Raw genomic sequence first — 17,573 nt, forward strand, 5'->3', positions numbered from 1 at the left:
GCCGGGCCGCCCGGCGGGCAGCGGACGGTAGCCGGTGCCGGCCGGTACGCCGCCGTCGAGGACAGGTCCCGGCGGTCCTTGACGGCGGTGGCCGGCAGATGCACAGCCGCCCCGATCGCGACGGTACCGGCGGTCGCCGGTGCCGGCCGATCGCGACGGCGCTCGGCCTCCAGCGCCGCCATCGGCTGGGCGCCGCGGTGACCCCGGGTTTCTCACCTGTCAGGGTGCCGGGTGAGGGGGCCGGTGGCCTGCAGGGGTGCAGCCTGCGGGACGCCGGCCTGCCGCCACTGCGCGGGGGAGAGGCCGTAGACCGTACGGAAGGTGCGGCTGAAGTGGGCGTGGCTGGCGAAGCCCCAGCGGTGCGCGATCGCCGCCACCGTCTGCCCCACGAGTTCGGGACGTAGGAGATCCCTGCGGCAGGCTTCCAGTCGGAGGCGCTTGATCCAGCGGCTGACGGTCATGGGCTCGTCCTGGAAGAGCTGGTACAGGTAGCGGACGGAGATGTGGTGTGCCGCCGCGACCGACGCCGGGGTGAGGGTGGGCTCGTCCAGGTGGGCGCGGATGTATGCGCGGAGGCGTTGCAGTAGCGCTTGCTCCACCGCGACCTGTTCTCCGGTGGTTCCCTCCAGGGCGATCAGAGCCGTGAGCACGTCGACGATCCCCTGCCTGAGGAACTCGGTGGAGGCCGGTGCGAAGTTGCAGTGGGCCGGTGCGCGGATGCAGCGGTCCGTGATGGTGACGAGTCCGTTCACGTACGACGCGAGGATTCCGCCGATTCCCTGGCCGGGGGAGTAGGCCCGGCCGGTGGTCAGGAGCAGAGCCGAGTCGGGGAGCTCCACCAACTGGCGGGGGACTGTGGCGACGTGTTGTCGTACGGGGCAGGTGAAGTCCAGGGCGTAGGGCCTGCGGGTGTCGAGGATGACGAGTTGGCCGGCGGCGACCGGCGTTTCCCGGCCGTCCTGGGTGGCGATGCCGTCCCCCGTCCTTTGGAGGCTCACCACCAGCGAGTCGTCGCCGTCCGCGGCGATGAGTGGCGCGGTGCGTACCATCCGTTGCGGGCTCGCCTCGAGGGATCCGACCTGGATGCCCGCGACGCATGCCTGTCGTATGGTGCCGTGGATCTTGGTTTCCCCCCGCGTGTGGACCTCCAGCCGGATGAAGGCCTTGCCCACGGCGTCCGTCCAGTACTCGGCCCGCTCGGCGGGTGGTTTTCTGTCGGTGCAGAATGCTTGGATCACGATGTCCTCGCCAATGGCCAGGAGGCATTGGGCCCCTGGAGGCTGCGCGGGGCGCGACATCGGGGACCCCTTACGCTGCCACCGTAAGGTCCGGCCGCGGCCTTGGGTGGCCGGCCGGGCGAGTGTGCGGGACACCCGTCGGTATGTGGCGCGGAGACTGCGGGATTCCCGCTGGCACTGACCATCACCAGGCAGGTGAGCCGTGTGGCGATGTACCCCACGTGCTCAACGGCGCATCTGGGGCTGAACAAGACCCTGGAGGCCATCGCGGGACAACTCGCCGCCGAGGTTCTGATCCCGGTCGCCACCACTTGCTGCGGCACGGCCGGCGACCGAGGGCTCCTCCACCCTGAGCTGGTCCGGTCCGCGACACGGGACGAGAAAGCCGTCCTGGACGAGACTCCCGCGGATGCCTACCTGTCGGCCAACCGCACCTGCGAGATGGGACTGCGCCACGCCACCGGCCGCCCGTGTCGGCCGTGCCTTGCCTGAGCCGGTCCTCGCAGCGGTGGACGTGAAGCCCGGTGGGCCGATGGAGTCTGGGCCGGGCCGACACCTCGCGCCGAGGTCGGGGATCTTTTGCCGACGCCCGCGGCGGACGCGACGGCTTCGGTGGTCAGTGCCCGGCAGTCCTGCCGACAGGACATCCCGTGCCGCGTCGAGGATCTTTGAAGCAGACCGCGGCCCACCGGCCACCCCACCGGAAGTAACGACGAGTGGAGAAGTAAAACGATACGTATCGTTTCGCTTCTCGGTCAGTGCCTGCTACTGTCGCTCTCAGCGAAACGATACGTATCGTTTCGCCTGGTTCTCTCGTGAAGGAGTGCGTGTCATGAAGGGCTACACCGTCCCCCTCTCGCCCCGCGGCATCGCGAACCTGGCGCCGGCCCCTCCGTGGCACTACGCCGGCACCGTGGTCGCGGTCGAGTTCTTCACCGACCCCGACGCGGCCGCGGCGACCCTGCCCCGGGGCCTGACCCCCGACCCGGACTCCGCCGGCCGCGGCGTGGCGATGTTCATCGACTGGCAGTACTCCTCCACCAACCTGGAGTACCTCGATCCCGCGCGCTCCCAGTACCGCGAGTTCTTCATCACCCTGGACGCCCACCACGACGGCACCCCCGTCTCCTGGTGCCCCTACATCTACGTCGACAACGACTCCGCCATGGCCCGCGGCTGGGTCCAGGGCTTCCCCAAGAAGCTCGGCGCCGTCCACCAGACCCGCGCCTACACCGTCGGCGGCCCCGGCACCCCCGTCCTCGGCCCCGGCGGACGATTCGGCGCCAGCGCCTCCTCCGCCGGACAGCGCATCGCCGAGGCCACCATCACCCTCCAGCAGCCCGTCCCCGACCCCACCGCACTCATGGGCCGCCCCCTGGTCAACCTCCGCCACTTCCCCAACCTGACCGCCGGACAACACGACCGGCCCGCCGTCCACGAACTCGTCATGGCCGTCCTGGACAACCCCGCCGTCAGCGACGCCTGGGCCGGCACCGCCGACCTCGCCTTCCTCCCCGCCCACGGCGAAGAACTCGCCGACCTCCCCGTCCAACGCGTCGGCAAGGGCTTCCACTTCGACCTCGCCTACACCGTCACCGACCTCACCACCCTCACCGACTGACCCCCACCATCCGACGAGCCAGACATGCCCCTCACGTCGAGGGGGATGCCCGCAGCCCTCGCACATCAGGAGCTGACGTGCCGATCTACACCTGCACCACTGCTCAGGGGACGCTGGAAGGCGCAACGAAGGGGGAACTGGCCGGAGAGATCACCCGAATCCATTCGGAGATCAACCATGTGCCGCCCGCCTACGTCAACGTCGTCTTCACCGAACTGCCCCGGGACAGCGTCTACGTCGGCGGAGAACCCGGAGCGCCGTTGCTGATCACTGGGTGGGCTCGACGAGGCCACCCGCAGGAGTCGACCACACGCCTGGCGCTGGAGCTGTCGGCGGCCGCCTCCCGCGTCACCGGGATTCCCGAGCGCAGCGTTCTGGTGGTGATCCAGGACAGCCCTGCGCGGTCCGCAGTCGAAGGCGGCCAGGTGCTGCCGGACCCCGGCCATGAGAAGGAATGGATGAGTCGGCAAGAGGTGTAGCGGCGCTACAGTCCGCGCAGCCCGCGCCCCAGGCTGGGAGACCAGGGGACGACAAGAACCCTGCGCCGCCTCTTTGCCCGGCGGTGATTGCTGCGACGGTGCTTCATGCTTCGAACCTCACAACGCCTCCGGTGAAGCAGCGGTGAGCACCAGGACTCACACTGTCCTCACGCGGCACGTTGCATAGTGGCAATGGAGCGCCGCTGCCGGCCTTCCGCGCCACTTTCCCGGCCCGGGACAAGGGATGAGCGGCGGCGAACCTGGACGCATCGCAGAGGCGCGCGTACGCCCGGGCCGCACAGCCGTCCGGCCGCGATCCAGCGGAGGACGGGCTGCCTTCGTGCCGGCCGACAGCGAGGCCGGAGAAGCGCCGTCGGCGCAGACGCAAAGAGATGGCTGCCGCCTACTGATGGCGCAGAAACGGCTGATGGGAGACGCAAGGTGCGGGTGCTGGTCGTGGAGGACGAGGAACTGCTCGCGGGTGCCATAGCCGAAGGTTTGCGGCAGGAGGCCTTCGCGGTGGATGTCGTCCATGACGGCGAGGCGGCTCTGGAACGGCTGGCGATCAACGACTACGACGTGATGGTGCTGGACCGAGACCTTCCGAAGCTGCACGGCGACGAAGTCTGCCGACGCACCGCCTCCGAAGGGGCCGAGGTCAGGATCCTCATGCTGACTGTCTCGACGACGGTCGCGGAACGCGTTGCCGGCCTTCGCCTGGGGGCGGACGACTACCTGGTCAAGCCCTTCGCGTTCGCCGAGCTGGTGGCCCGGATCAGGACGCTGGGCCGCAGGGTGCGGCCACCGGCCCCGCTGGTCCTGGAGCGCGCGGGAATCCGGCTCGACCCGCACCTGCGCGAGACCTCCCGCGACGGCCGCTTCGTACCGCTGTCGCGCAAGGAGTTCGCGGTTCTCGAGGAACTGCTCCGGGCGCAGGGCGGCCCGGTCTCGGCCGAGCAAATGCTGGAACGGGTGTGGGACGAGAACATCGACCCGTTCACCACGATCGTGCGGGTCACCATCCGCGGCCTGCGGCGCAAGCTCGGCGAGCCGGGTGTCGTGGAGACCGTCACCGGAGTCGGATACCGCATCCGCTGAGTCCTTGGCACTCGTGCCCCGTGGATGCCTGCGCGCTCGGCGACAGCCGGAAGAGAGCGCACCCTCAGGGCACCTGCGCCCGCACTGGACGCCATGCGCCACCGTTCCCGGTTGGCCCATCGGTCCGGAGGCGGGTTTACTGGCGTTGTCGAGGAAAGATGAGGTCGGTCATGCCTCGTGGACACCGACATGCCGAACCGCGTTTCCCGAAGGTGCCTGCGCAAGAAGAAGCGGAGGCCTTCGAGAAGGAACTGTTCGGGATGGCCCGAACAGGCCTTGAGGTGTACGGTCCGGATCTGCGGATTCTTCGCTCCAACGCCGCCATCCTCGCCTTGCGGGGCATGCCTGAGGCGCAAGTGGTCGGAGCCAGCCTGGGTGACCTGGACACCCGGATCGCACTGTCGCCGATCATGCGTGAGGTTCTGGACACCCATGACGTGGTCCGGGAACGTACGATTCCGGCGGTCCCGGCCGACGACCCGGGAAATCAGCACCTGTATTCCGTCACCGGTTACCCACTGCGATGCGACGGTCAGGTGCCGGGCGCCGTCGCGGCGATGGTCCACGATGTCACCGAGCAGGTCCGCAAGCAGAAGGCGACGGACCTCATGGCCGTGGCCCGGTCCAGGATCGGCACCACACTCGACGCACCCCGTACCGCCCAGGAGCTGGCAGACATGGCGGTCCCGGTCTTCGCCGACGCGGTCGCCGTCGATCTGGCGGAGTCCGTGTTCGACGGGGACGCCCCCCTCGGGCCCGTCACGGCACACCTCCCGATGCGGCGCGCCGCCTTCGCGTCCCATGAGGGGCAGTACGGGGCCTATCCGGTCGGCGGCGCCAGCCAGTTCACGTCCCACACGCCCTACACGCGGGCCCTGGCGGACCTCAGGCCGCGGCTGGTCGACTTGGCGACGGCGTCGGGCGCCTGGCTGGTACATGACCGCATGCGGGCCGAGTTCATCGTCCGTTCCGGGGCGCACTCGATGATCGTGGCACCGCTCACCGTGCACGGCCTGGTCCTGGGCCTGGTCAGCTTCTACCGGACCCGCTCCAGCCCCCGACCTTTCGGCGACGACGATCTGTCGCTGGCGACGCAACTCGCGTCCTTCACGGCGGTCTGCATCGACAACGCACGCCGCTTCACCCGCGAGCACGTGGTCGCCACGGCTCTCCAACGTACCCTGCTGCCCCGTGAGACGCCACGGCTCTCCGCTGTGGAAGCCTCCCATTGCTATCGGGTCGGCCGTTACGGCGCTCACTGGTTCGAGGTGCTCCCGCTGTCAAGCTGCCGTGTGGGTCTGATCATCGGATACGTGCCGGGAGAGGACCTGCAGGCGTCTGTCGCCATGGCGCGGCTGCGGACGGCCGCCTCCACCCTGGCCGCGATGGACCTGCCGCCGGACGAGTTGCTGGCTCACCTCGACGATGTGGCCCAGCGACTCGCGGGCGAGCAGGAGGCGGACCCGGCCACGCTCCACCGCGCGCGGCCGCCGTTCACCGCGTCCTGCCTGTACATGACGTACGACCCGGTCACGCTCCGATGCACGGCTGCGTCCGCCGGTCACGACAGCCCACTCGTCACCAGTCCCGAGGGCGTCGTGGGCACGCTCAGCGTGCCTCGTGGCGCGGCTCTCGGCAAGGGCCGGCCGCACGAGGTCGTCAGCGTGGAGTTGGCACCGGGCAGTCTCCTGTCGCTCTACTCCGACGGCAGCGCCGATCGCCATCCGTCCGAGGCCAGGGACCGCGTCGACCGGCTACGAGGTGCGGTGGCCCAACCCCTTGCGGCCCCTGACGACATCTGCGACCAGGTGTCGTACCAGGTCCTCCGTGGCAGCACTCCGCAGGACGGTGCGGCGCTGTTGGTGGCCAGAACCCGATCCGTCGACGCCGACAGCGTCGCTTCCTGGACTTTCCCCGTCCGGGCGATCTCCGTTCGCGAGGCGCGTCGGGCAGCGCGGGACCGGCTGGCGCGGTGGGGACTGGAGGAGTGCTCCCCTGTCACGGAACTGATCGTCAGCGAACTCGCCACCAATGTGATCGAGCACGCCGAAGGACCCATCAGACTCCGCCTCATACGTGACCGGGTGCTGACCGTGGAGGTCACGGACGACGCCGACACGGCCCCGCGACTGCGTCACGCCCGCCTGCAGGACGAGGACGGCCGCGGCGTGTTCCTTGTGGCCTCCCTCGCCGACCGCTGGGGCACCCGCTATGAGGACGTCGGCAAGACGATCTGGGCCGAGCAGACGCTGACGGCTGCGTGACGACGGCGTTGAGTACCGCCTACCTGACGGGTTCTCATGCCGGCCCGACCCGAATCCTGACCCGAATGAAGATGTCGAGAGCGTGAGCCGGCCTGGTCCGTTCCGGATCGGACCGTGCTACCGGGGCTGATGTACCTGGTCCTGGGATCGATGAGGGAGGGTGACGGTGATGGTCAGACCGCCCTCCGGGTGCGGGGTGGCGTTGGCTTCGCCGTCGTGCGTGTGGGCGATCGCCTGGACGATGGACAAGCCCAAGCCGCTGCCCTTGGCGGAGGCGACGCGGTCGGTGAGCCTGCGGAAGGGCTGGAAGAGAGTGGGCACCTCGTGCGGAGCGATCGTGGGCCCGGTGTTGGTGACGGTCAGCACCGCTGCTTCCGGGGTGACGCGGGTGATGACGCGGACGGCGCCGCCGTGATGGTTGTGGCGAATGGCGTTGTCGACGAGATTCCGCGCGAGCTGCTCCAGCAGGGTGGGGTCCCCCTGCAGTGGTGCGACACCGAGATCGCTGCACAGGGCGATTCCGGCTTCTCGCGCCGATGCCGCGGCGGCATCGAGGACCGCCTCGGCCACGAGGCGAAGGTCGGTGGGCAGGCGCTCCACGGTGCCGCTGTCCGAGCGGGCGAGTGCGAGGAGGGCGTCGATCAAACGCTCCTGGCGGGCGTTGACCTTCAGCAGGTCCTCACCGAGGTGGCGCAGAGGTGCCGTGGCGTCGTGGCGGTTCATGGCCACTTCGACGAGCGTGCGGTTGAGCGCGAGCGGTGTCTTCAACTCGTGTGCGGCATTGGCGATGAAGCGGCCCTGACCGGCGAACGACTCGTCCAGACGTTCCAGCATGCGGTCGAAGGAGTCGGCGAGACTCTTGATCTCGCCGGGCGGCGCTTCGAGGGAGATACGCCGGTGCAACGTGCGCCCGGCGATCCGCTCGGCGGTATGCGTGATGTGGGTGAGCGGCTGCAGCAGCCGTCCGGCCACCACCCAGCCCAGGGCGGTGGCCGAGAGCCCTACGCAAGTGACGACCAGCGATCCCCATTTCAGCATCCACAGCATGTCCTCGTTCATGTCGTGCGGATTCACCACCGGCGACGCACCGGCGAAGTTGAAGTGCCAGTAGCGGACGACCAGCAGCGCCGTGGCCGCCAGCACCGCGGAACTGGCGATGAAGAACATCAAACCGAAGACTGCCGTCAGTCGCAGGCGAAGACTGCCGCGGTGTGCGGCGATCCATCGGATGGGGAGAAGCATCGGCTGCCGGCAGCGCCGGCCGATGGTCGAGTCCGACGCGTCGCGGCCGTATGCCCTTGAACAGCGTTGAACTTGGGCGCCATTGCTCAAGGGCGCGGGTGAGCCGGGCCCGGGGGTGTGCGGAGAGCCGCGCGAGATCGACTGCCGTATTGCCGCGAGAGGACGCATCTCGTGCCCGCCTCTCATGGATCCGTTGCTGCTACCGCCCTCAGTGTCCGCATCCGCCGGTGAGCCGGATGTGAGCATTCGGGCTCACACGCGGCTCACCGCTGCTCTGCTCGGACAGCGCCGGCGCGGCGACCCGGCACGTGCAGGCCCGTGCGGTCGTGTGCTGCCCGGGACCCGGGTGGGAAAGGAGACGGTCACGGTGATGCCGCCGCCCGAACGGGGTACGGCATCGACGTCACCGCCGTGGGCGTGGGCGACGGCTCGGACTATCGAAAGGCCCGGACCGCTGCCCGCGGCCGACTCGGTGGGCAGGCGTTCCATGGTGCCGTCGGGCATTCGCTGGCTCCCGGTTCGACTTCTCTGGCGTGCCCTTCCGGATTCGATTCCGCCCGTGGAGCAGGCAGGGACCCTATTCGATCCGACCGACAGCTGACCATGCATGCCGACTCGAATCCGGAAAGGCGACCGTCGCGACGGAAGAGCAATGGGCCGTATCGCGACGGGGGGAAGCCGGGATTCCTTCCTGTCAGTGGGTTGGAGTCACTGCCGGCCGAGGAAAGGGCTTCACCTTGATTTTTTCGCATCTTCCGTGGCGAGGGTAGAGGGAGGAGCGAAGAATTCAGGTAGGCGTTCTTGTGGAAATCACAGGAACTCGCATCGACTTCATGATCGCCGGAGGTGCGGAGCTCACGCGGAGGGCATGCCCGAGCGGAGGGCGAAGCCGGAGCCGTTCTCGGTGACGAGTCGGGTGAGGTGCTCGGCGAGGGCGGTGTCGGTGGCGGTGTTGGTCATGAGGCGCCGGTAGAGGATGGTGCCGGCCCAGATGTCCTGGACGAGGTCGGTGTCGAGGTCGTGCGGGAGGTCGCCGCGTTGTATGCCGCGTCGTAGCGCGGTGGCGATGTTCGCGCGTTTGCGGTGGAGGAAGGTCTCGCGGAAGCGGGCCATGAGTTCGGGGTGGGGGAGGAGGCCGGCGGCGAGGGCGGGCAGTGAGGCGGCGATGTCCTCGTTGGTGTAGTTGTCGATGGTCATGTCGACGGCGTGGCGCAGCTCGGCGCGGGTGTCGCCGAGGTCGGGGATCTCCTCGGCGCGGAAGATCTCGGCGAGGGCGTCGGCGATGAGGGCTTCCTTGTTCGGCCACCAGCGGTAGATGGTCGACTTGCCGACGCCTGCGGCGGCTGCGACGGCTTCGATGGTCAGTGCCGGGTAGCCCTGTGCCGACAGGGCATCCCGTGCCGCGTCGAGGATCTTTGATGCGGACCGCGGCCCGCCCGTCGGCGGGCCCGAGGAGAATTCCAGTACCATACGGAAACGATACGTATCGTTTCGTTTGGTGTCAAGGACCTGCTGTTGCGCTGCCGAGCCATGTGCGGGCTGAGGTCAAAGGCCGGGCCGGAATGGAGGGATTCGTTTTGTGACCTCCACAGGGCGAGATCGGCCGAATGGATGCGTGCGAAGAGAAAGGGCCTGATTGCCCATCTCTGCCGCGGGAATGAGGCGTGGGGCGCTGCGGTACCGTGGAAATCGTCATCCGTTCGAAGGGTCAGGACTGTCGTGAGCGCACAACAAATGGATCTCTCGGGAGCTGATGATGCCGTTGCTGCGGAACTCTCCGCCCTCTACCGGTGGGCAGCTCGGGAGACAGATGATGTGGTGCCCGCCATCGTGGACGACATTCGCGGCCAAGTCGGATCGTTCGAAGGGATGCCGCGCGCCGACCACGAGAACACGGTGCTGCAGCAGTACCAGGCGTTCCTCACCTCGCTTCAGGAAAGGCGACCGCCCACCGGATACGAGATCGAGGCCGCTCGAGAACTGGGACGAAGGCGGGCCCGGCAGTTCGTTCCCATGGAAGCGGTCATCACGGGCTTCCACATCGGCTACCGGTATCTGTGGAGCATGCTGCGCCGCGAGGCCCGCAACAGGGACACGGCGGCCCTGATCGCCCTGCTGGAACTGGTGGACCAGACCTGGGTGTGGGTGCAGCACATGTGCGGCGCTGTGGCCGAGGGCTATTCCGAGACGAGCCGCGTCCGGGAAACGGCTCTCGTCGAACTTCGGCACCGATTCATCGAAGCCCTCTACGCCGACGGCGCGCACGGCGAAGACGGCTTGAGCATGGCGCGGGCTCTGGACTTCGATCCCTACGCCTCCTTCCAGGCCGCATGCGCACCTGTCGAAGCCTGGTCCGACACCCACTTCGACCTTTTGCAGAGGAAGCTACGCACGGGTGGCGGCGCGCTCCACGCGGTGATCCACGGCGAGCGCATAGTCATCCTGGTGCAGGGAATGATCATCGCGGATGCCGGGGAGTTGCTGCCTGCGGGAACTGATCCGGTTGTCGGGATCGGTATGCCCAGGGCCGGACTCACGGGTGCCGCGGAGAGCATCGGCGACGCCGAACGGGCACTTGTGGTCGCCCGGGACCGCGGGTGCACCGTGTCCTTCGACGACAAATGGCTCATCGCCACGCTCCTGCCCCAGCGTGACCGGTTGGCTCCTCTCGTGCGCTCCACGGTGCCGCGCAGTCATCCACGCCTCGCCGAGGCCGTCCTGGCTTTCGCGCACAACGGCTTCTCGATCAGCGCGAGTGCGGCGGTCCTGCATCTGCACCCCAACACCGTGTCCTACCGGCTGGATCGCTGGCACCACCACACAGGCTGGGACCCTCGCAGCTGGGACGGGCTGGCCCGCTCCCTTGCCGCCATCGTGTTGTATCCGCCGGAGAACCCCGGGCCCTGATCCGGTGGCGGGCACCGCCCTGAGCTGGGCAGCCGGCAGGTTGTGGGCCCCGTCCCGGCGGGGGGACCCGGAGGCCGGCGCCCACGGCGAGGTCAACCGAACAGATGCTGAGCAGTGGACGTCTCACGCCTCGTTCACAGGGGGTTTGGTCGGATGGGATCAAGCACGGGAAGGGCGGCTGCCGCTACGGGGTCAGCTCCCGGCCCATCCGAATCCCATGGAACGAGAGTCTATTGATGCGTACCTCTGTCAAGCGCACGCTCGGCACCTCTGTGGTGCTGGCCGCCGCGGCGGCGACCCTGGTCTCGAACGTCGAGACAGGCAACGCCGTCGACGGAGCGGACCACGAGTACACCTCCGTGTACAGCGGCCCCTTCGACGTGGCCGGGTGGACGGAGTACGCGCAGTGTCTGCGCAAGCATGGCGTCGACGCGAGGAATCCCGACCCGAAGCCGGAAGCGAACTCCATGTTCGCCCGAATGGCGGACGGCAGCGCATTGCCGGTGACCGACCCCGCCTTCAAGACGTGCGAGTCGCGTGCGGGCAAGGGGAACACCGTGTCGTTGTACGTGAGCCCGGAGGACATGAAGAGGCACAGGGACTTCTCGGCCTGTGTACGTGAGCACGGACTGCCCGATTATCCCGACCCGGACCCGCGGACTGCTCTGATACCGGACATGACGCCGTTCACGAAGAAGCACTTCAACGCGGCATGGGAGGCCTGCCACGCCCTCGCGCCGCAAGGCCCGGCCGGAGGGTGAGCTCGCTCGCACCGAGCGCAGCAGCATTCGCCAAGGCTCGCTGCCCGGGCGTGACGATCAGGGACAGCGGGCGACAGTAGCCGTCCGCGCTCAGGTGGATCTTGCTGGTGAAGCCGCCGCGCGAGCGGCCCAGGCCCTCGCCTCCCGCACCACCTCCACCAGCCGGCCGACGAGGCTCTGCCACGGACTTTCGCGCTGGTGTTCCAGCGCCTTCTCCCCCTTTGAGATAGTGAGGGCCGGCGGCGGGTCGGTGCGGGCGCCAGCCGCGTGCTGGTGTGCACGCACGATAGTGGAGTCCACCGAGACGTCCCAGTCGATCTCACCGGCTGCATCGGCTTCGGCCTGGACCTGTTGCAGCAGACGTTCCCACGTGCCGTCGGCAGACCAGAGCCGATGGCGCTCGTAGACCGTCTTCCACGGCCCGAACCGCTCCGGCAGATCGCGCCAGTGAGCCCCGGTTCGAACCCGGTGAAGAATCCCGTCGATCACCTGCCGGTGATCACGCCACCGCCCGCACCGACCATTGCTCACCGGCAGGAACGGCCATAGCCGCTCCCACTCCTCGTCCGACAGATCACCACGCTGAACTCGCCCCATAGCGGGAACAACGATCCGACCAGGCGACAGTCACATGATCGGCCGGACAGCTCCTAGGCGCGCCGGACAACCAGCACGGCCACGTCGTCGAGGTGGTCTACGGCGGCCACAGCGTCGAGGATCAGGTCTGCCATCGCCTCGGCATCGAGCTGGTCGTGGAGGGCTTGGGCGGCCAGCGTTCCCGCTCGTTCCAGTCCGGCTTCCAGTGTCAGGCCCGGCCCTTCGACCACGCCGTCGGTGACCATGATCAGCGCGGTGCCCTCTTCCAGAGTGAAGGTCTCCTCGGGGTAGTCGATATCGGGCAGGACTCCCAGGACTGGCCCACCGGGAAGTGTGCGGACGCAGTGGCTGCCGTCGTCGTGCGCGTGGAGCAGCGGAACGTGGCCTGCGCTGGTGCCGATGACCTGACCGTCGCGCGGATCTATGTGCAGCATGGTGCAGCTGGCGAAGCGCGGTGCGTCCATCGTGGCGAGCAACTCGTTGGTGCGTGTCAACACCGTTCCCGGCTCGGGCTCGTGGGCGGCGATCGCGCGCATGGACGAGCGCACCTGACCCATGAAAACCGCGGCATCGACGTCGTGCCCTTGGGCGTCGCCGATCTCGAGTGCGACCGCGCCATCGGGCAGGAAGAACGCGTCGTACCAGTCCCCGCCGATGTCCAGCCCGTCCCGGCTGGGCTGATATCGGGCGGCGACCTCCAGGCCCGGCAGGTGCTCGGGCAGCGTGGGGAGCATGCTCTGCTGTACCGCCGTGGACAGCTCGACGTGGGCCTGCTGCACCCTGATGCGCCTCAGGGCCTGGCCCGCCAGCTCGGCCAGAGTGGTCATGAAGGCGAGCTTCTCCAGGGACGGAGGGTGCTTACTGTCGTACGTCACTGCCCAGGCCCCGAGTGGGCGGTCGCCCGCCGGGCTGAGAGGAGTGATCGACACGGCGACATCGGGGCCGGGCGGTGTCTGGGCCACACTGGCATCGCTCAACCAACACCGCGCGAGTTCCTCCTGGTTGGCGACGAACTGCGGCTGACCCGTACGGATCGCACAGGGCAACGGCCGGTCCTCATCAAGCGACGGACCGAGCAGGGCATCGGCCTGCCATGTGGGGATCCCGGCGTCCGAGGAGACCCGCAGACGCCCGTCGTCGACGAGCGCGAAGAGGGCGCCGAAACCGCCGAAGGCCGCTGCGAGCCGAGTCAGGACAACCTGCTGCAGCTCCTGCTCGGTGGCTGCAGTGAACAGGGCTGAGGAGAACGCGGCGATCTCATCGGCGCGCTGCCGTTCCGCCCTCACCGCAGCCAGCATGTCCTTTCGGCGCGCCTCCATCGTGGACTCGTCGCGGATCACCCCGAAGACCCGTTGGGAACCGCCGTATCCCAGCGTGATCCGGCGGGCTTGGCTGGCCAGCATGCGCCAGCCGTCGTGCTCGGTATGGAACCGCGACCTGATCCAGGGGGACTGGGCGACGGACGAGCGGACAAGCCGCTGCACGTCCTCTCGGTCATCGGGGTGGACTCGCCGGATCACCATGGACAAGGACATCGACGCCTGAGGGAAGAGCGCGGCCAGGGCGGGCTCGCCGCCCAGCCACTCGATCCGGTGCTCATCGGGTGAGCACATGAAAAGGCCAAGGCCGGCGGCCTTGGCCGCAAGGTCAAACGGGATCAGCAGGCCGCCGAGGTCGTGTCGCGCGTCCAACGAGTGCAGCCACACAAGCCGCTCGCCACCCGCGGGGTCCGTCACGGGCCGCGCCTCGACAAGGCAGACCACGGACGCTTCGCCCGTTCCAGGGAATTCCAGCACCCGCATCGCGAGTCTTTTCGTCGTGGCCCCGTGAGCCAGCAGGCTCGTAGCCGAGATGCGCTGATCTTCGGACAGCAGATCAGTGAAGCCGCGGCCTACGCACTGTTCCCGGGGTCTGCCCAGCGCTGTGGCCATCGCGGCGTTGAGGCGGCGGATGACCCCGTCCAGGGTCAAAAGAGCCGACGGTGTAACCCTCTGCAGGAGTTCGTCCGAGGCGTCCATCTGCCGCTCCCTGACCATCGTCGAGCGATATGCCCCGATAGACGTAACAATCCTATCTGCCGCGGAGCAGGTCGCGCGTCCGCTGGGAGCGGGGCGCGAAGCTGAGCGGTACCGGTCGGCAGCAGGTCTACCTGCAGGGAGCTCGCCGCTGAAGCGGCATCCGTGACCTGCGATCCCTGGGGTGTCGTCGAGAAACACACGACCGCGGTCTGCGTACCCGCGATGGCCGGTGAGTCGTAAGGCGGCTTCTGCGCGCCATGGATGGGGCGTCCGGTGTCGCTCCGCGCAGGATCCAGAAGGGTGAACCCTTCCCCAACAGGGCGGAGCGCGGCTGCTGAGGAGCAGCGCATGCGAGCAGGGACCCAGCCTCCCTTGTGGGTCGCAGTGTGCGCCGACGGGATGCCGGCCCGGGACGCAGACTGGACTGTTTCGTCCACTTCGCTTAGGCTGAAACACGCTGAGCCGGAGCCGGAGCAGGCGGCCGTTACGCCGACTCGGTCAGAGGCCGAACCTCTTCACTGCAGCCGCCGATCGACTTCTGGCGACTTTCCCACTACGAGGCTTTCGCGATGGACCGGAGGACTGAGATGCCCGACGTACTGTTTGCAGACGCGGAATCGTCCGTGGTGGTGAGCAACAACGAGAAGGAGCATCGCTACGAGATCTCCGTAGCCGGTGAGACGGCTGGCCGCATGGGTTACCGAGTGATCGGCAATCGACGCGTATTGATGCACACGGTCATTTACGACGCATTCCGAGGGCAAGGTCTCTCCAGCGTCCTCCTCAAGAGCACCTTGGACTCCTTGCGTATCCACGGAAACACCATTTCAAACTACTGCCCGGTCGTCGACAGGTTCATACACAAGAATCCCGAATACATCAGCCTGGTCGACGCGAAACATTCCGGCACCTGGGTCTCGCCTTCATCGAGCTGAGGATCCGGATCAGTCCACGACGTAGGAGCGTACGTAGTTCAACGCCATCTGCATGGAGACGCGCATCGGCTCGACGTCCTGGGCGGTCTGAGCCAGCAAATAGCCACCCTGCAAGGCGGCCATGACAGCGGTGGCGAGCTGCTCCGGGTCTGCGTCCTCACGCAGTGAGCCGTTCTCCTGCATGCGCTTCAAGCCTGCTGAGATGAGCTGCTGCCACTCGGCGAACGTCTCGCCGAGCTTGCTCCTCGACGTCGGGTCCTGCGCCGCACGCGCGCTGACGAGCGAGCCCAGCGCGCACCCGTAGGCACCGTCCTGCAAGGAGTTGAGATGGATGAGCTTGTCACTCCATCGCTCGAGCGCGCGAACGGAATTCATCCGCTGCAGCATCTGGCGATCACGGTTCAGGACTTGATCGGTCCGCAGCTCGATGACGCTGTGGACAAGCTGGTCCTTGTCCGCGAAGTGGCGATAAAGTTGGGATTTGCTCGTCCCGCTCGTCGCTCGTACGTCGTCGAGTGAGACCGCGTTGACGCCCCTCACGTAGAAAAGGTCGGCAGCGGCCTGAACAATGCGGTCGCGTGTGACAGCCCCACGCGAGGTCAGGCGCCGCTCTTGCCTAGGAGCATCATCTACGGACATGTGCCCGATATTACTACGCGCGATCACCGGGTCTGCGGGAGAGTCTGAGCGCGGTGCCGACCCGCGCTTGGGGGTATCGGTCGGCTGCTCCCTGCCCACCGGGCCGTCGAGCACATGAGGTGCGGCCTTCGCCGGTGCGTGTGACTTGTCCGTCACACGGACCACCTCCGCCTCTCACTGGATGCGAACCGTGGGAAGGCCGAATGTGGCCCGACTTCCCCGCACGATGACTTCCGGGCGGCAGTCGGCGCCGGCACACATCAGGTCCCCGCGAACGCGGTGAAGACCCCGCCGGCGGCGAGATTCACAGGCGTCCACCACATGGACCACATGGTCCTCTAGTTTGCGTTATAACGGAAGGGGACGGCGGGCTCCAGACCTTATGGAGTTGATGACCGATGATTATCGGTGGCGTTCTGAGCGCAGTGACAACTCTTGCGGTACGAGAGGCTGCGCAGTCCGACCGGCGGCTGTTGCTTCGCTTCGACGAGTCCGCGTCCTGACAGCTCGGCCACGGTAAACGACGCTGCTCCGTAATCGACGCTGGCGCTGTGTGATCACTGGAGAAGGGTGCGGGCGGGCAGGGCGAACCCGGCTCGACACGGAAGGCCACAAGTCCGGCGGCAGCATTCTCCGCTCCGCGGCCAGCTGATACGCACCACCACTCCCGCAGGCACCACCTGGAAAAGGAGTATCACTGATGCGCGCTTCACTCATGTACGGCGCCGGCGACGTCCGCGTCGAGAACGTACCCGATTCCGTCATCAAGCACCCGACCGACGCCCTGGTGCGGATCACCGCATCCTGCGTCTGCGGCACGGACCTGTGGCCGTATGCCTCGCTGAAGCCCGAGGACGGTCCCGCACGGATGGGCCACGAGTTCATCGGCATCGTTGAGGACACCGGATCGGAGGTGACCACCGTCGAGCGCGGCGACCTGGTTGTCTCACCCTGGAGTATCTCCGACAACACCTGCGAGTTCTGCCGTGAGGGCCTGCCCAGCTCCTGTATCCATCCGCAGGCGAACTTCTGGGACGGCGAGGCGGAAGAGGGCGCCCAGGCCGAAGCCATCCGTGTTCCTCTGGCCGACGGCACCCTCGTCAAGCTCCCCGTCGCCGCGGACTCGGCGCTCATTCCCTCACTGCTGACACTCTCCGACGTCTTCTGTACCGGCTACCACGCTGCCGTGTCAGGTGGAGTCAACGAGCGCACCCGCGTCACCGTGATCGGCGACGGGGCAGTCGGCCTGATGGCGGTCCTGTCCTGCAAACGGTTGGGTGCCGAGCAGATCGTCCTCATGGGCCGCCATCAGGTGCGCACCGACCTGGGTCGCGAGTTCGGTGCGACCGATGTCGTCTCCGCCCGAGGCGAAGAGGGTGTCGAAGCGGTCCGCGAGCTCACCGGTGGGTACGGCTCGCACGTAGTCCTGGAGGCCGTCGGCACCAGGCCCGCCTACGATCAAGCCCTTGGCATCATCCGGCCGGGCGGGGTCATCAGCCGGGTCGGCGCCCCTCAGTACGAGGAAGCGCCCATCGGCATCGGCAGCCTCTTCCGCCACAACATCCGCCTGGCCGGCGGCCCCTCACCGGCCCGCGCCTACATCGAAGGACTTCTGCCCGACGTCCTGAGCGGCACGATCGAGCCCGGGAAGGTCTTCGACGCCACCACCGACCTCGACGGCGTCCCGACCGGCTACCAGGACATGGCAGACCGCAGGAGCCTGAAGGTGCTCATCAAGCCCTGACCCCGGACACGGGTGGGGTGTGGCGCAGTC

At 67.8% G+C, this 17,573-nt stretch carries 15 protein-coding genes and 1 pseudogene; 9 read left to right on the forward strand and 7 right to left on the reverse strand.

Annotated features, from left to right (window positions below):
* Nucleotides 1-212: 212 nt before the first annotated feature.
* Nucleotides 213-1,238 carry a helix-turn-helix domain-containing protein gene (locus tag OIE69_RS35635; RefSeq protein ID WP_326578776.1) on the reverse strand — a complete coding sequence of 342 codons (1,026 nt, stop codon included), beginning with the start codon at nt 1,236-1,238 and terminating at the stop codon, nt 213-215.
* Between the two features lie 210 nt (nt 1,239-1,448).
* Here OIE69_RS35635 and OIE69_RS35640 point away from each other — a divergent pair, with 210 nt between their 5' ends.
* From OIE69_RS35640 to OIE69_RS35660, 5 genes are all read left to right on the forward strand, one after another.
* Nucleotides 1,449-1,730, forward strand: a complete 282-nt coding sequence (locus tag OIE69_RS35640; RefSeq protein WP_326581507.1) for a heterodisulfide reductase-related iron-sulfur binding cluster — start codon at nt 1,449-1,451, stop codon at nt 1,728-1,730.
* A 340-nt stretch (nt 1,731-2,070) separates the two neighbouring features.
* Nucleotides 2,071-2,859 carry an acetoacetate decarboxylase family protein gene (locus OIE69_RS35645; RefSeq protein ID WP_326578777.1) on the forward strand — a complete coding sequence of 263 codons (789 nt, stop codon included), beginning with the start codon at nt 2,071-2,073 and terminating at the stop codon, nt 2,857-2,859.
* A gap of 77 nt (nt 2,860-2,936) precedes the next feature.
* Complete coding sequence (locus OIE69_RS35650) at nt 2,937-3,338, forward strand: tautomerase family protein (protein WP_326578778.1); 402 nt, start codon at nt 2,937-2,939, stop codon at nt 3,336-3,338.
* 441 nt (nt 3,339-3,779) lie between these two features.
* A complete protein-coding gene (locus OIE69_RS35655; RefSeq protein ID WP_326578779.1) occupies nt 3,780-4,436 on the forward strand; it encodes a response regulator transcription factor in 657 nt (218 codons plus the stop codon).
* Nucleotides 4,437-4,696: 260 nt separating this feature from the next.
* Nucleotides 4,697-6,700 (forward strand): SpoIIE family protein phosphatase, encoded by a 2,004-nt coding sequence (locus tag OIE69_RS35660; RefSeq protein ID WP_326578780.1) that lies wholly within the window; start codon nt 4,697-4,699, stop codon nt 6,698-6,700.
* A gap of 117 nt (nt 6,701-6,817) precedes the next feature.
* On the opposite strand, the gene OIE69_RS35665 is transcribed toward OIE69_RS35660, so the two are convergent.
* The 3 genes from OIE69_RS35665 to OIE69_RS35675 all read right to left on the reverse strand — a co-directional run bounded on the left by OIE69_RS35665 (nt 6,818) and on the right by OIE69_RS35675 (nt 9,412).
* Nucleotides 6,818-8,032, reverse strand: a complete 1,215-nt coding sequence (locus OIE69_RS35665) for a sensor histidine kinase (protein ID WP_326578781.1) — start codon at nt 8,030-8,032, stop codon at nt 6,818-6,820.
* A gap of 162 nt (nt 8,033-8,194) precedes the next feature.
* Nucleotides 8,195-8,551 (reverse strand): ATP-binding protein, encoded by a 357-nt coding sequence (locus OIE69_RS44825; RefSeq protein WP_392567607.1) that lies wholly within the window; start codon nt 8,549-8,551, stop codon nt 8,195-8,197.
* A gap of 246 nt (nt 8,552-8,797) precedes the next feature.
* Entirely contained in the window at nt 8,798-9,412 is a 615-nt protein-coding gene (locus OIE69_RS35675; protein WP_326578782.1) for a TetR/AcrR family transcriptional regulator, read from the reverse strand.
* 249 nt (nt 9,413-9,661) lie between these two features.
* Between OIE69_RS35675 and OIE69_RS35680 the strand changes: the two genes are divergently transcribed.
* The gene (locus OIE69_RS35680; RefSeq protein WP_326578783.1) at nt 9,662-10,849 is read left to right on the forward strand and encodes a PucR family transcriptional regulator; all 1,188 of its coding nucleotides are present in this window, start codon (nt 9,662-9,664) and stop codon (nt 10,847-10,849) included.
* Between the two features lie 236 nt (nt 10,850-11,085).
* Nucleotides 11,086-11,610, forward strand: coding sequence for a hypothetical protein (locus OIE69_RS35685; protein ID WP_326578784.1), 525 nt, complete (start codon nt 11,086-11,088; stop codon nt 11,608-11,610).
* A 43-nt stretch (nt 11,611-11,653) separates the two neighbouring features.
* Here OIE69_RS35685 and OIE69_RS35690 read toward each other — a convergent pair.
* Nucleotides 11,654-12,207: pseudogene (locus OIE69_RS35690) on the reverse strand (IS5 family transposase); the annotation flags it as partial.
* Between the two features lie 53 nt (nt 12,208-12,260).
* The gene (locus OIE69_RS35695) at nt 12,261-14,225 is read right to left on the reverse strand and encodes a SpoIIE family protein phosphatase (protein WP_326578785.1); all 1,965 of its coding nucleotides are present in this window, start codon (nt 14,223-14,225) and stop codon (nt 12,261-12,263) included.
* Between the two features lie 587 nt (nt 14,226-14,812).
* Between OIE69_RS35695 and OIE69_RS35700 the strand changes: the two genes are divergently transcribed.
* Nucleotides 14,813-15,160, forward strand: coding sequence for a GNAT family N-acetyltransferase (locus OIE69_RS35700; protein WP_326578786.1), 348 nt, complete (start codon nt 14,813-14,815; stop codon nt 15,158-15,160).
* Between the two features lie 9 nt (nt 15,161-15,169).
* Here the strand turns inward: OIE69_RS35700 and OIE69_RS35705 are convergent, their stop codons facing one another.
* Nucleotides 15,170-15,799: a TetR/AcrR family transcriptional regulator gene (locus OIE69_RS35705; RefSeq protein WP_326578787.1), complete on the reverse strand. Its 630-nt coding sequence runs from the start codon at nt 15,797-15,799 to the stop codon at nt 15,170-15,172.
* Between the two features lie 700 nt (nt 15,800-16,499).
* On the opposite strand from OIE69_RS35705, the gene OIE69_RS35710 reads away from it, so the two are divergent.
* Nucleotides 16,500-17,543: a zinc-binding dehydrogenase gene (locus OIE69_RS35710; protein ID WP_326578788.1), complete on the forward strand. Its 1,044-nt coding sequence runs from the start codon at nt 16,500-16,502 to the stop codon at nt 17,541-17,543.
* Nucleotides 17,544-17,573 lie beyond the last annotated feature (30 nt).

The organism is Actinacidiphila glaucinigra (genome assembly GCF_035918135.1).
Taxonomy (GTDB): Bacteria; Actinomycetota; Actinomycetes; order Streptomycetales; family Streptomycetaceae; genus Actinacidiphila; species Actinacidiphila glaucinigra.